This is a genomic window from Salinimicrobium sediminilitoris, assembly GCF_020866905.1.
Taxonomy (GTDB): domain Bacteria; phylum Bacteroidota; class Bacteroidia; order Flavobacteriales; family Flavobacteriaceae; genus Salinimicrobium; species Salinimicrobium sediminilitoris.
In genome coordinates this window covers 555,236-569,014 of sequence record NZ_JAIVCC010000002.1, presented here as the reverse complement: position 1 = coordinate 569,014, position 13,779 = coordinate 555,236, and the positions used below count along the sequence as shown (strand labels likewise).

12 protein-coding genes and 1 pseudogene are annotated in these 13,779 nt (G+C 40.9%); 6 read left to right on the top strand and 7 right to left on the bottom strand.

Annotation, left to right across the window (positions count from 1 at the left end):
* Positions 1-66 precede the first annotated feature (66 nt).
* From lon to LA313_RS04275, 4 genes are all read left to right on the top strand, one after another.
* Positions 67-2,517 (top strand): endopeptidase La, encoded by a 2,451-nt coding sequence (lon, locus tag LA313_RS04290; RefSeq protein ID WP_228913434.1) that lies wholly within the window; start codon positions 67-69, stop codon positions 2,515-2,517.
* 158 nt (positions 2,518-2,675) lie between these two features.
* Positions 2,676-3,368: a (d)CMP kinase gene (gene cmk / locus LA313_RS04285; RefSeq protein WP_228913433.1), complete on the top strand. Its 693-nt coding sequence runs from the start codon at positions 2,676-2,678 to the stop codon at positions 3,366-3,368.
* A 570-nt stretch (positions 3,369-3,938) separates the two neighbouring features.
* Complete coding sequence (gene rpsA / locus LA313_RS04280) at positions 3,939-5,798, top strand: 30S ribosomal protein S1 (RefSeq protein ID WP_228913432.1); 1,860 nt, start codon at positions 3,939-3,941, stop codon at positions 5,796-5,798.
* Between the two features lie 162 nt (positions 5,799-5,960).
* Complete coding sequence (locus LA313_RS04275; RefSeq protein ID WP_228913431.1) at positions 5,961-6,956, top strand: NADP-dependent oxidoreductase; 996 nt, start codon at positions 5,961-5,963, stop codon at positions 6,954-6,956.
* Positions 6,957-7,064: 108 nt separating this feature from the next.
* On the opposite strand, the gene LA313_RS04270 is transcribed toward LA313_RS04275, so the two are convergent.
* A complete protein-coding gene (locus LA313_RS04270) occupies positions 7,065-7,616 on the bottom strand; it encodes a macro domain-containing protein (protein WP_228913430.1) in 552 nt (183 codons plus the stop codon).
* A gap of 109 nt (positions 7,617-7,725) precedes the next feature.
* Between LA313_RS04270 and LA313_RS04265 the strand changes: the two genes are divergently transcribed.
* Positions 7,726-8,466 (top strand): SDR family NAD(P)-dependent oxidoreductase, encoded by a 741-nt coding sequence (locus LA313_RS04265; RefSeq protein WP_228913429.1) that lies wholly within the window; start codon positions 7,726-7,728, stop codon positions 8,464-8,466.
* A gap of 354 nt (positions 8,467-8,820) precedes the next feature.
* On the opposite strand, the gene LA313_RS04260 is transcribed toward LA313_RS04265, so the two are convergent.
* The 6 genes and pseudogenes from LA313_RS04260 to LA313_RS04235 all read right to left on the bottom strand — a co-directional run bounded on the left by LA313_RS04260 (position 8,821) and on the right by LA313_RS04235 (position 12,499).
* Positions 8,821-9,651: an IS3 family transposase gene (locus LA313_RS04260; RefSeq protein ID WP_228913428.1), complete on the bottom strand. Its 831-nt coding sequence runs from the start codon at positions 9,649-9,651 to the stop codon at positions 8,821-8,823.
* 8 nt (positions 9,652-9,659) lie between these two features.
* Complete coding sequence (locus tag LA313_RS04255) at positions 9,660-10,058, bottom strand: transposase (RefSeq protein ID WP_228913427.1); 399 nt, start codon at positions 10,056-10,058, stop codon at positions 9,660-9,662.
* A 70-nt stretch (positions 10,059-10,128) separates the two neighbouring features.
* Positions 10,129-11,328: a DEAD/DEAH box helicase gene (locus LA313_RS04250; protein WP_228913426.1), complete on the bottom strand. Its 1,200-nt coding sequence runs from the start codon at positions 11,326-11,328 to the stop codon at positions 10,129-10,131.
* Positions 11,329-11,536: 208 nt separating this feature from the next.
* Positions 11,537-11,881, bottom strand: coding sequence for a pentapeptide repeat-containing protein (locus tag LA313_RS16405; RefSeq protein ID WP_228913582.1), 345 nt, complete (start codon positions 11,879-11,881; stop codon positions 11,537-11,539).
* Positions 11,882-11,902: 21 nt separating this feature from the next.
* Positions 11,903-12,109 (bottom strand): annotated as a pseudogene (locus LA313_RS16400) (pentapeptide repeat-containing protein); the annotation flags it as partial.
* Between the two features lie 6 nt (positions 12,110-12,115).
* On the bottom strand, positions 12,116-12,499 hold the full coding sequence (locus LA313_RS04235; protein ID WP_228913425.1) for a hypothetical protein: 384 nt from the start codon (positions 12,497-12,499) through the stop codon (positions 12,116-12,118).
* A gap of 271 nt (positions 12,500-12,770) precedes the next feature.
* Here LA313_RS04235 and LA313_RS04230 point away from each other — a divergent pair, with 271 nt between their 5' ends.
* Entirely contained in the window at positions 12,771-13,745 is a 975-nt protein-coding gene (locus LA313_RS04230; protein WP_228913424.1) for a L,D-transpeptidase, read from the top strand.
* Positions 13,746-13,779 lie beyond the last annotated feature (34 nt).

Genomic DNA, 13,779 nt, shown 5'->3' with positions numbered 1-13,779 from the left:
GGTATTAAAGTAACTTGCAAATTAATGACATAATAACTGCAGTGACAGTTTGACTTAAAAACAGATATGGGCAGAACAAAATTTACAAATCTTGACAGTCTGTCATTACAGGGGATGGATGAAGATGCAGAGTTGATTCCCTTAATGACTCCTGAAGATGAAGAAGAAATAAACAAAGAAGACCTCCCGGAAGTACTACCAATTTTACCATTAAGAAATACAGTGCTTTTCCCCGGGGTGGTGATTCCTATTACGGCAGGTCGCGATGCTTCCATTAAATTAATTAATGAAGCTAATAACGACACCAAAGTGATTGGTGTAGTTTCCCAAAAGGATGAGAAGGTAGAAAATCCAACTGCAACCGATATTAATAAAATTGGAGTAGTTGCGAGAATTCTAAGGGTGCTTAAAATGCCCGATGGAAATACTACTGTGATCATCCAGGGTAAAAAACGCTTTGAAATAGATGAAGTAATTGAGGATAAACCTTTTTTGAGGGCAAAGATCATTGAAGTTCCCGAGGCACGTCCTGCACAGGAAAATGAAGAATTTGGGGCTATAATTGATTCTATTAAAGATCTTGCCTTGCAAATCATTAAGAATAGTCCAAATATTCCTTCGGAAGCTTCTTTTGCTATTCAGAATATTGAGAGTCCGTCCTTCCTTATCAACTTTGTTTCTTCCAACATGAATCTTTCAGTGGAAGAAAAGCAGAAATTGCTTGAGACCAATGATCTTAAGGAACGGGCCCTTTCCACGCTTAAGTTCATGAATGTGGAGTACCATAAGATGGAGCTTAGAAATGACATCCAGAGCAAGGTGCAAAGTGATATGAGCCAGCAGCAGCGGGAGTATTTTCTTCACCAGCAAATGAAGACCATCCAGGAAGAGCTAGGCGGAGTTTCTCATGAAGGGGAAGTGGAGGAAATGCGTGCACGGGCAAAAAAGAAGAAATGGCCGGAGAATGTAAAGGAGCATTTCAATAAAGAATTGTCAAAAATGCAGCGGATGAATCCGCAAGTGGCCGAATATTCGATTCAGCGGAACTATTTAGACCTGTTTCTTGATCTTCCCTGGAATGACTTCAGCAAGGATAAATTTGATCTTAAGCGTGCGCAGCGTATACTTGATCGTGACCATTATGGTCTTGAGGATGTAAAGAAAAGGATCATTGAATATCTCGCTGTTCTTAAAATAAGGAATGACATGAAATCCCCAATTCTCTGTCTTTACGGACCTCCGGGAGTTGGAAAGACTAGCCTTGGTCGTTCTATAGCCGAGGCTTTGGGAAGAGAGTACGTGAGGATTTCACTAGGTGGTCTTCGTGATGAAGCCGAGATTAGAGGACATAGAAAAACGTATATAGGTGCCATGCCGGGAAGGATCATCCAATCCCTCAAAAAGGCAGGTACCAGTAATCCTGTTTTTGTGCTGGATGAGATAGATAAACTAAGTATTGGTCATAGTGGAGATCCATCTTCGGCCTTACTGGAAGTATTGGATCCAGAGCAAAACAGCGAATTCCATGACAACTTTCTGGAAATGCCTTTTGACCTGTCAAAAGTGATGTTTATTGCAACTGCCAATAACCTGAGCCCAATTCAGCCTGCACTGCGTGACAGGATGGAGATCATCAATGTGACCGGTTATACCATTGAAGAGAAGGTAGAGATCGCAAGACAACATTTACTTCCAAAGCAATTAAAAGAACATGGTCTTACCAAGGAGAATCTAAAAATTGGTAAGAAACAGCTCGAGAAAATAGTAGAAGGTTATACCCGGGAATCGGGTGTACGAAGTCTGGAAAAACAGATCGCAAAAATGGTGCGACATGCCGCCAAAAATATTGCGATGGAAGAGGAGTACAATAAAAAGGTAAAGGATTCAGATATTCTTGATGTGCTTGGAAGCCCTAAACTTGAGCGTGATAAATATGAAGATAATGAAACCGCGGGTGTTGTTACAGGACTTGCCTGGACTCAGGTTGGAGGCGATATTTTATTTATTGAATCCATTCTTTCCAAAGGAAAAGGATCTCTAAATATCACCGGTAACCTCGGGAAGGTGATGAAAGAGTCGGCGACTATTGCCCTTGAGTATATAAAAGGTAATGCCGAAGAACTTGGAATTGATCCCGAAGTAATGGAAAAGTACAATGTACACATCCACGTGCCCGAGGGAGCTACGCCAAAAGACGGTCCAAGTGCGGGTATTACAATGTTGACCTCTCTTGTGTCTCTGTTCACGCAGCGAAAAGTGAAGAAACATATCGCTATGACCGGGGAGATCACCCTGCGTGGTAAGGTGCTGCCCGTTGGCGGAATTAAGGAGAAGATCCTTGCTGCAAAAAGAGCTCATATCAAGGAGATCATACTTTGTGTAGAAAACCGCAGGGATATTGAGGATATTAAGGAGGAATACCTAAAAGGACTTACCTTTCATTATGTAAAGGAAATGTCTGAAGTTATAGATCTGGCTATTCTTGATGAAAAGGTGAAGAATCCGAAGAAGTTATAGTAAACACCATGTTAGCAAAAGGCTCCGGAAATTCCGGGGCCTTTTTTATTTAGAGAGGTTTTTCTTTAAAACCTGCTTTGAATGCTTATTTTTGCTGAATTGCCAAAAATGGCATTTTTGAGAGCTTTTTCTCAATTTTTTGCTGAAGAACCATATTTATGACAACAAAGATCACCATCGCGATAGACGGATTTTCATCTACAGGGAAAAGCACTGTAGCCAAACAGCTTGCAAAAGAATTGGGCTACGTTTACGTTGATACCGGTGCGATGTATCGGGCTGTTACGCTTTATGCGCTTCGGAAAAAATACATTTCTGAAGAAGCTTTCGATTTCGCTGCACTTATTGCCGATCTACAGCTGATAAAACTGAAGTTCATCTTCAATCCTGAAGTTGGTTTTGGTGAAATGTATCTTAATGGTGAGAATGTGGAAAAGGAGATCCGTCAAATGGAAGTTTCCCAGTATGTAAGTAAAGTGGCTGCAGTGCCCCAAGTTCGGGAAATGCTTGTGGCTCAACAGCAGGAAATGGGAAGGGAAAAAGGAATTGTGATGGACGGCCGCGACATAGGAACAGTTGTTTTCCCCGATGCCGAACTCAAGATCTTCATGACAGCCAGCGCACGGGAGCGCGCCCAGAGAAGATTTAAAGAGCTTTCTGAAAGAGGGGAAGAAGTCACATATGAGGAAGTTCTTGAAAATGTCGAAGAAAGAGACCTTTTAGACACCACAAGAAAAGATTCCCCGCTCGTAAAAGCTTCAGACGCTAAAGAAATTGACAACTCTCACCTTACTCTGGAAGGACAATTTGAGAAGATACTGGAGCTTTACAGTGAAGCAATTAGCAATTAACAATTATCAATAAGCACCAATTTACAAGCACCAAATTCCAAGAAATAAATTTGAAGATTTGTCGATTTGAAAATTTGAAGATGACTGCTTCTATCTCTACCATTCTCTTGTGCCGTAGGGACAATATATCGGTAGAAGAGAAGCACCACCACACCCAGGATTGTCCCATAGGGACAATATAATATATAGGTAGAAAAAGATCCCGCCCCACCAAAATGTCCCGTAGGGACAACATATCGGTATAGAACAATGCCCACCCGCAAACAACACGTCCCGTAGGGACGAAAGATTTCAGTAATGTTGTCTTAAAAAAGATTTTTCGTGATTCGTGGCAAAAGAAATCCGGTGTTGGAAAGGCCCCTGTCTACCAAATTTTATTGTCTCAAATCTCACGTCTAAAATCTCATATCTATTCATTGTTATTTGTAAAAAATAGTTGTATTTTTGCGCTCCTTTTAGCAATAGGTCGGAGGACTAAAAGGGTTGAAAATCAATATTATAAACACTTCTGTAGTTCTTTTATTGCAAACATCTTCCAGAAGAATACAGGATACAAATTAATTATCAGCAATGGCTGAAGAAAACAAAAATCAAGAAGTTCAGGGTTCTGAAAACGCTGAAATTCAACCCGTAGCAGGAATGGAGACTAAATCTCAACCTGATGCAGAGGTGCAGCAACAAGATCCTGAGCAATTCTTAAAGGAATTCAACTGGCACAATTACGAAGAAGGAATTGATCCTATCGACGATCAAAAGCTGGAAGAATTTGAGAAGCTTGTAGCAGAAAATTTCGTTGACACTTTAAATGATGAAGTTGTTACCGGAACTGTGATCAACCTGACAGATCGTGATGCGATCATCGACATCAATGCAAAAAGTGAAGGTGTAATCTCTCTTAACGAGTTCCGTTACAACCCAGATCTTAAAGTTGGAGATGAGGTAGAAGTATTGATCGATGTTCGTGAAGATGCTACAGGACAATTGATCCTTTCTCACCGTAAGGCTCGTGTTATTATGGCATGGGATCGTGTGAACAAAGCACATGATGAAAGTCTTATCGTGAATGGATATGTTAAATGTCGTACCAAAGGTGGTATGATCGTAGACGTATTTGGAATCGAAGCTTTCCTTCCTGGTTCACAGATCGATGTGAAGCCAATCAGGGATTACGATGCATATGTAGGAAAAACAATGGAATTCAAAGTGGTTAAGATCAATCACGAATTCAAGAACGTTGTTGTTTCTCACAAAGCGCTTATCGAAGCAGATATCGAAGAGCAGAAAAAAGAGATCATTGGGCAGCTTGAAAAAGGTCAGGTACTTGAAGGTACTGTTAAGAACATCACTTCTTACGGTGTATTCGTTGACCTTGGAGGTGTTGATGGACTTGTTCATATTACAGACCTTTCATGGTCTCGTATCAACCACCCGAATGAGATCGTTGAGCTTGATCAAAAACTGAATGTTGTTATCCTTGACTTTGATGAGGCTAAAACAAGAATTCAACTTGGTCTTAAGCAGCTTAGCAAACACCCATGGGAAGCTCTTGACGAGAACCTTAAAATTGGTGACAAAGTAAAAGGTAAAGTAGTGGTGATCGCAGATTACGGTGCATTTATCGAAGTTGCTGAAGGTGTTGAAGGTCTTATCCACGTTTCTGAAATGTCATGGAGTACTCACCTGCGCTCAGCTCAGGACTTCGTGAACGTTGGAGATGAGGTTGAAGCACAGATTCTTACTTTAGATCGTGAAGACAGAAAAATGTCTCTTGGTATCAAGCAATTGACTCCAGACCCATGGACTGACATCACTTCTAAGTATCCTGTAGGTTCTAGACACACAGGTATCGTTCGTAACTTCACTAACTTCGGAGTGTTCGTAGAACTTGAAGAAGGAATCGACGGACTTATCTATATCTCAGACCTTTCATGGACTAAGAAGATCAAGCATCCAAGTGAATTCACTAACGTAGGTGATAAACTTGAGGTTGTAGTTCTTGAACTTGATGTTGAAGGACGTAAGTTGAGCCTTGGACACAAGCAAACTGAGTCTAACCCTTGGGATAAATACGAAACTGAATTCGCTGTAGGTACTACGCACACAGCTGCAATTACAGAGATCGTTGACAAAGGTGCAACTATTGACTTTAATGAAGATATCACTGCATTCGTGCCGCAACGTCACCTTGAAAAAGAAGACGGAAGCAAACTGAAGCAGGGAGAAACTGCAGAATTCCAGATCATTGAATTCAACAAAGAATTCAAGAGAGTGGTAGCATCTCACACTGCTATTCACAGGGAAGAAGAGCAACAAATTGTTAAGCAGGCTCAGAAGAAAGCTGCTGCACAACAGTCTCAGGGGAACACCACTATGGGTGATGTGAACTCAGAGCTTCAAGCGTTGAAAGATAAAATGGAAGGGAAGAAATAATTCTTTGAAGTTTTAAAATAATTAAAACCTCCTTAGGCAACTAAGGAGGTTTTTTGTTTTTTATCGGTTTAAGGTTTTCATTCTTCAGACTCATTTTGAATTAGCCGCACCCACTTGTAAAAATGCTGAATAAAAACTATCTTCAATACAAACTAACCAATAATGAGCAAAACTATTCTTTTTAAAAATCGTCCGGCTGGAAAACCTTCTACATCCGATTTTGAGTTGATTCAGGAGAAGGATCCGGTTCCCGGGGAAGGAGAAATTCTTCTTAAGGCGCATTATGTTTCTGTAGATCCCTATCTCCGCGGAAGAATGCGAAATGAGGAATCATATATTCCGCCTTTTAAGCTGAATGAACCTATGGAATCCATGGTTGTTGCTGAAGTCGTAGAGTCCAAAAATCAAAATTTCCAGAAAGGGGAATTTGTTTCGGGTATGTTGAAGTGGCAGGAATTACAGTTATCTAAAGGTACAGGTTTGAACAGGGTGGACCGGGATATGGCACCGTTACCTGCATTCCTTGGGGTGCTGGGGCTAACAGGTTTGACCGCTTTTCTCGCTTTGGATAAGATTGGAAACCTAAGACCGGGGGAAACCCTTGTCGTCTCGGGTGCTGCCGGGGCAGTAGGTAGTATAGCCGGACAAATCGGTAAGATCCTTGGCTGTATGGTTGTTGGAATTGCCGGAAGCGATGAAAAGGTTAAACATATAGAGGAGAAATTCGGTTTTGATAAAGGCCTCAATTATAATAAAGAAGAAAATATGGCAGATGCTATTAGACGTATCTGTACCGATGGGGTAGATGTCTACTTCGACAATGTGGGAGGGGAGATCCTGGATGCTGTGTTGCAAACTATAAATAAAGACGCACGAATTATAAACTGCGGAGCCATTTCCCTTTATAACGAAACTGAGGTTCCTACCGGTCCAAGACCTGAAGGTATTCTTATCAAGAAAACAGCTTTAATGCAGGGATTCCTGGTTCGGGATCATGCCAAGGACTTCGGAAGAGCGCTGCGGCAATTAAGTACCTGGTTGAAGGAGGAAAGCCTGGAATATGATGAAACAGTGGTAGAGGGTTTTGAAAAGCTTCCTGAAGCTTTCATTGGTCTTTTTGAAGGAAAGAACGTGGGTAAGATGATAGTGAAGGTCTAGAAGGTTTCGGGTTCAAAGTTCAAGATTTTAAGATCAAAGGTCAAAGTCGAATGTTTAAGCTGAAAGGTTCCGAAGTCCACAAACTTGCAACCCGCAACCCGCAACTTTTTAACCCGGATAATCCTTTCCCTGTAAAGTTTGTTCGAGGACTCTTTTGTGCGTTTCCAGATCCTGATTGCTGTACAGCACAAAGACGATCCTTTTCACTTTCTTGAGGTGGGATATTTTTTCTATGAGGGTTGAAAAGGCCACTTTTGCGGCTTCTTCAACAGGATAGCCGAATATCCCTGTGGAAATTGCAGGAAAAGAAATAGAATTCACCTCATTCTGTTCTGCAAGATCCAAAGCATTCCCATAACACCTGGAGAGTAATTCCCCTTCAGGTTTATCTTTTCCATAAACAGGACCGAGGCAGTGAATAACATGTTTATTCGGTAGATCATGTGCGCCGGTGATCACAGCTTGCCCCGGTTTTATAGGTCCCAATGGTCTCGCTTCTTTGGCAAGACCGGGGCCTGCAGCGCGATGTATGGCGCCGGCCACTCCGCCACCAGATTCTAGTTGGGCATTTGCCGCATTAACCACAGCATCACAATCTGCCTGATTAGCTATATCCCCCTGGCGCAGCTCAATGCTTACTCCTGAAATCATTTTTTTCATACCACTCTAAAATAACAAATTTTTGTTGCCTTTCCTATGTCTTACTGACTTTGGTCATGCTTTCTTAATGCTACTTTATTTAATTTACACTAATTAAATTACATCTCTCATGAAAAATAAAGTAGCAATAATTACCGGCGCGGCTTCGGGAATTGGTGAAGCCACAGCGATCCTCTTTGGCCGTGAAGGTGCACAGGTTGTGGTTTCAGACATTAATACTGAAGCCGGGGAGGAAGTGGTGAAACGCATAATCAAAGCAGGAGGAACAGCCAGCTTCTTTAAAGCTGATGTGGCCTCGGCAGCCGAAAATAAGGCACTTGTTGATTTCGCTGTAAAAACTTACGGCAAACTGGATATTGCTGTGAATAATGCCGGGATCGGCGGGGAAGCCAATAAGATTGTGGACATGAGCCTGGAAGGATGGCATAGGGTAATTGATATTAATCTCCACAGTATTTTTTATGGCATGAAGTACCAAATCGAAGCTATGCTTAAGAATGGACAGGGCAGTATCGTCAACATTTCCTCTATTTTAGGAAGCGTTGGATTTGAAGGATCGGCGGGCTACGTGGCTGCTAAACATGCCGCTGTTGGTATGACTCGTACGGCAGCACTGGAATACTCTGCCCAAAAGATAAGGATCAATGCCGTAGGACCTGCATTTATAGACACTCCATTGCTCGACCAGTTGGATGATGAAATCAAGAACCAGCTTATTTCCCTGCACCCTATAGGTCGTTTGGGTCGCAGTGAAGAAGTGGCCGAATTGATCCTGTGGCTGGGAAGTGACAAAGCTTCTTTCGCTACCGGAAGTTATTATCCCATTGATGGAGGTTACCTGGCAAGGTAATTCTGAAGTACGACAGTAGAAGTACGAAGTTAGAAGTTGCCGCTGCTATTATTTTGATACAAAGATGCTTTTCTTCAATTAGATGAATAGGAGGATTATTTTGTTTATTAAGTTTGTCCCGTAGGGACGCACATATTGGTAGAAAAATATCCCGAAATCAATTGTCCCGTAGGGACAAAATATGTGTTTTATAGAGGAAAAAAGGTAAAAATGAATGACAGCAGTAGCCATTTGTTTGAATTCCGAAGCTGAAGCAAATAATAAGAGTCTATTCCTCTGGAGTAGACTCTTAATTATTAAAATATTTTCCTGCCAAACCTGAACTTCCCTGATTAGTGTTGACCGGTTTAAAGGTTAATTTTCATTATCAAAAATAGTAATTACTGGTCGCTCTTCTGGTTCGAGGGTTAACCAATAATTGATGAACTCTTCAGAGTTTCTTTTTCCTAAGTGACCATGTGATCTTTTACTATTGTAGTTCTTCACTGCCTTTTTCACCTGACTCTTAAGTTGAGTAAAAGTTTGTGGTTTCCAGTGATCCAGATATTCCTCTTTAATCGTTCTGTTGATCCTTTCGGCATAAGCATTATCCTGGGCACTTAAAGCCATACTGATCGTCGTTGTATTGGACTTTAAAAGATCAATATAGGATTTGTAAGTGTACTGACTCCCTCGATCTGAGTGATGGATCTTTGGAGCTTTATTGTCTTTTAAAGCCATCTTTAAAGCCTTCAGGTTTGCTGTCCCCCTCATGTGATCAGAGACTTCATAGCCAACTATTTTCTTAGTGTAGACATCTATAATGAAGACTGCATAATAAAATTTATCTCCTACCCGGTAATAAGTGATATCACTTTGCCAGATCACCGAAGGTGCATTGATCTCTATGCCTTTTATCTTGTTTGGATAGTAGATCTTACCCGCAATAGTGGTGCGGCTGTAATTCTTCTTCCTTTTAAGACGATAACCTAGTTGCATAAAAGTATCAACAAAGCGATCTCTTCCAATAAAATCAGGCTTTAGAGTATAGTACATTTTCTCCACCCCACAACCAGGATGGTCTTCTCGAAGGTCATCAGCTTCTTCCATCAACTGCATCAGGCGATGATCAAATACAGTTTGCCTTCGTGCATATTGATGTACAGTTTGTTTACTGATCCCGATACCTTCATAGAATTGGTTCATGGAATAACTCACTTTTTCTTTGTTTTTCCTGAACCAGTTGACTGTGGGGTGCTGTAGTTTTTTTTAATGTCGATATCGAGCTCTGACTTAGCCAATTCAATCATCTTTTCAAGATAATCCAGCTGTATCTGTTTACGTCCTAAAGCTGCCTCCAGTTCTTTGTTCTTGGATTCCAGCTCTTGCATCTTTTTATTGCTACTGTCTTTCATTTCTACGACTCTAAAACCTTTCTCGTTAAAGGTAGAAAATTTATAAATCCATCGGTAAATGACCTGATTAGCTATTCCATGAAGCTTCGAAAGTTGATTGATACTAAACTCTCCACTTTCAAAATCAGCAACAATCTGTTTCTTAAACTCTACTGAATACTGACGAGATTTTCGCAATAATCGTACATTGGGTTTCATACAAATTGATTTTAGTGGTCAACCTATATCAGGGACGTACAACCGATCACTGATCACTGACCACTCGAAATTAGCGTCTTCTTCTTTGCCTGTTATTTTTGTTTCGATTTTGTGCAGGTGCCGAAGCGGGTTCTGCATTAAGGTCCATAGGGTAAGGATGTCCATCGATTACCGGGATCTTTATTGCAGCCAGTTTTTCAATATCCTTAAGTTCCTTGCGTTCTTCTGCGGCGCAAAATGAAATTGCAATTCCTTCGTTTCCTGCACGACCGGTTCGGCCAATTCTGTGTACATAAGTTTCAGGAACATTAGGTAGATCAAAATTGAAAACATGTCCCAGCTCATCAATATCAATTCCGCGGGCGGCGATATCAGTAGCTACGAGCACACTTAAATTTCCGTTTTTGAAGTTCTTGAGTGCATTCTGCCTGGCATTCTGACTTTTATTTCCGTGAATAGCTGCCGAATTTATCTTTGCTTTGTCAAGGAACCTCGCCACTTTATCGGCCCCGTGTTTGGTGCGGGTGAAAACAAGCGCATTTTCAATACCGTTGCTTTCCAAAAGGTGGAGCAGTAGCTTTCGTTTGTCAGGTTTGTTTGTAAAATAAACCCGTTGCTGGATCTTGTCTACCGTAGATGAAGGAGGAGTAACTTCCACTTTTACGGGGTTTTTAAGCATCATCTTGGCAAGATTCTGAATTTCTTCGGGCATGGTTGCCGAAAAGAAAAGAGTCTGCCTTTTTTCAGGAAGGCTTTTGATCACCTTTTTTACATCATGTATAAAACCCATGTCCAGCATCCTGTCAGCTTCATCCAGGACAAAGAATTCAAGAGACTTCAGGTTTATAAAACCCTGGTTCATCAGGTCGAGCAAACGGCCCGGGGTGGCAACAAGTATATCAACACCGCGTTTCAATTTCTGGACCTGCGTATGCTGGGAGACACCACCAAAAATAACCGAATGGCTTAACCTGGTGTGTTTTCCATAAGCTGCGAGGCTTTCATCTATTTGTATGGCCAGTTCTCGCGTAGGGGTAAGGATCAAAGCCTTGATCCCTTTGTTGGAAAACTTTTTCTCATTTAATAATTGAAGGATCGGCAGGCCAAATGCGGCTGTTTTCCCTGTTCCGGTTTGGGCTACTCCCAAAAGATCTTTACCTGAAAGTACTACCGGTATTGCTTGTTTCTGTATTGGGGTGGGAGATGAATATCCCTGGGTGTCGAGCGCCTTTAGTAAGGCCTCATCTAATTCTAATTTTCTAAAAGACATGAAAGTGTATTATGTGAAATGCTGGAAAAGACGTTGCATTTTCTTGAAACAGCTGCTATTTTTAATTCTGAACCGGCTTACAACCTGCCGTGTATCTCGTAAAGAAGATGGCAAAGATAAGCTTTTTATCTGCCGGTATAACATAAGGCAACAACCGCGCCGTTAATGACCGGAATATGAGAATTGCTGAAACCCACCATACGCCTAACTATATTATTTTAATTTTATGCTTCTCCAATAGTCCAGGAATATTTTCTAAAGAAAACTTCGCTTCCTTAATATCATTTATTTCAGGATCAATGCTGAAGTTTTGAGAAGTGGCGAAATCCGCTTTTTGCAGCCTGGTATTGTAGAAGATGGCACCACTAAGATCGCAGTTGGTGAAATCTGCTGAAGTAAGGTCGGTTTCAGAAAAATCTGCCTGTATAAGCTTACAATCTTTAAAAGAAGTATTTTTTATTTTTAGTCTGGAAAAGGAAGAAAAGCTGAGGAGGCAACTTTCAAACGAAAATGACAATAAGAAAGGATCGCATTCATAGATATTCAGCCCCATTAATTTACAGTCTTTAAAGCAGACTTCTCTAAATGAGGTGTTTTTTATTTTGGAATTGCTTAAATCACATGCTTCAAAAATACATTCAGAAAATGTCATTTTTGAGAGGTTGCATCCGGAGAGGTCAAGGGTTTTAAAATTGCAGTTTTCGTACTCCCCCTCCGGGAGTTGATTTTTAGAAAAATCTTTTGCAGAAAAATCTTCGTCCCTAAAATAAGCTGTAGACATTATCTTTTAGCAGCCTTTACCCTTACCGTCTTTGCAATTTTTAGATTCGGCCACTAGATATGCGATACTGCCACCAAGATCAATTTTAAGAGTGGTAGAACCAAGGTCTGAAGCCAAACGCTTTTTACCGTTTAGCATCAGCTCATTAAAGCCACTTATTGTAAAGGTTTTTGTTTTCTTGTCATAAACTATTTTCTCTGCCTTTTCAATTTCTACTATAGAAGTAGTGAAATGAACATTACCGGTAAGCTCCACAATTTGTTTGTCCTTGCGCAGCACACTTTGATCACCAGAGAAGGTGATGCCTTTACTTTCAAAAGTAACAGGGGCCTCCTGTGCCATAAGTCCCGTTCCTAGAACCATAAAGAAAAAAAGTACCAGAATTTTCATAGTCGCATTTTTTTGATGCTCACAAGGTATTAATATTTTGCTAATTACTTTGGAAATTTTATGAAATTTTTGAGGAATCTTCCCAGCGTTCTTCCTAAAAATCAGCTACTAAAAATGTCATTTTTGAACCTTAAATAACTTCAGGTTAATTAGGAAAAGATTTAAAAATTAAGGAAATTTATGTAAGCTTTGGCTAACGGTTAACGCCCATTAATGGAAATAATTAGCATTTTTCGGAACAGTAACAAATACAGGCGAAAACCCAACCCCCATGGAATTTGGCAAAACATATCTGATAAAATTTCTTTTCGGAATTCTGGTTCTTTCCGGAGGAAGTTCCTGTGAGCGATCTGAAGGGGCTTCACCAATTCAGCATAATTCCCCCGAAGTAATCCATACAGATACTGTAAAGCCGTCACCTCCCCAGGAGGTAGGGGAATTGCCACTTTTTGTAACTTACCATATTGACAGTTTGGAGAACATAGCTCAAATCGACAGCTTCAAGACCAGGTTTTCTGAACTGCAACAGGAATTCATTCTTGGCATTAACCGAAAAGATGCCTATCGTTTAAGAGCAGGAGACAAGCTGGTAATTCCCGACACCCTCACTATTAATTTTTTAGATTATTCGCCTTTTCCTCAAAATTTTGAAATGCTCGACTCTATTCCAAAAGTAGTGCTTATTTCCAGAAGGATACAGGGATTTGCGCTGTATGAGAATGGGAAGTTGCTAAAATGGGGGCCGGTGAGTTCGGGAAAGAGATCTACCCCAACTCCTGCAGGACTTTTTTATGGAAATTACAAGGCCCGCAGCAAAATAAGTACTGTAGATCAATCGTGGATAATGCCCTACTATTTCAATTTTATGAATTTTGAAGGGGTAGGAGTACACCAATATTCCATGCCCGGCTTTCCCGCCAGTCACGCCTGTGTAAGGTTGCGTAAAGATGACGCGATAACCATCTACAATTGGGCGAATCAATGGAAGCTGGATGGAAAAAGACAGGTGGTTAGAAAGAATGGAACCCCTTTTATGGTGTTTGGAGATTACGATTTTGATCGCTCTGTTCCCTGGCTGGAATTGGCAGAGGATCCTAATTCAAATTATTTGAATGCAGAAGAAATGAAAACCCTTCGCAGGTATGTAACCGAATACCGGAGAGATAAAAGGAATTTTGATCTTCCCGAGCTTCCTTCCGAAGAACTTTCGGCACCCCCCAGAAGTGGATTGGAAACTATTCAGTAAAAATAGAAAGGTTGCCGGAAACGAATTTCCGACA

Excerpts from the sequence above, each read along its gene's own strand:
- lon (WP_228913434.1), top strand. The coding sequence starts at position 67 with ATGGGCAGAACAAAATTTACAAATCTTGACAGTCTGTCATTACAGGGG.
- cmk (WP_228913433.1), top strand. The coding sequence starts at position 2,676 with ATGACAACAAAGATCACCATCGCGATAGACGGATTTTCATCTACAGGG.
- rpsA (WP_228913432.1), top strand. The coding sequence starts at position 3,939 with ATGGCTGAAGAAAACAAAAATCAAGAAGTTCAGGGTTCTGAAAACGCT.
- LA313_RS04275 (WP_228913431.1), top strand. The coding sequence starts at position 5,961 with ATGAGCAAAACTATTCTTTTTAAAAATCGTCCGGCTGGAAAACCTTCT.
- LA313_RS04270 (WP_228913430.1), bottom strand. The coding sequence starts at position 7,616 with ATGAAAAAAATGATTTCAGGAGTAAGCATTGAGCTGCGCCAGGGGGAT.
- LA313_RS04265 (WP_228913429.1), top strand. The coding sequence starts at position 7,726 with ATGAAAAATAAAGTAGCAATAATTACCGGCGCGGCTTCGGGAATTGGT.
- LA313_RS04260 (WP_228913428.1), bottom strand. The coding sequence starts at position 9,651 with ATGAACCAATTCTATGAAGGTATCGGGATCAGTAAACAAACTGTACAT.
- LA313_RS04255 (WP_228913427.1), bottom strand. The coding sequence starts at position 10,058 with ATGAAACCCAATGTACGATTATTGCGAAAATCTCGTCAGTATTCAGTA.
- LA313_RS04250 (WP_228913426.1), bottom strand. The coding sequence starts at position 11,328 with ATGTCTTTTAGAAAATTAGAATTAGATGAGGCCTTACTAAAGGCGCTC.
- LA313_RS16405 (WP_228913582.1), bottom strand. The coding sequence starts at position 11,881 with ATGGGGCTGAATATCTATGAATGCGATCCTTTCTTATTGTCATTTTCG.
- LA313_RS04235 (WP_228913425.1), bottom strand. The coding sequence starts at position 12,499 with ATGAAAATTCTGGTACTTTTTTTCTTTATGGTTCTAGGAACGGGACTT.
- LA313_RS04230 (WP_228913424.1), top strand. The coding sequence starts at position 12,771 with ATGGAATTTGGCAAAACATATCTGATAAAATTTCTTTTCGGAATTCTG.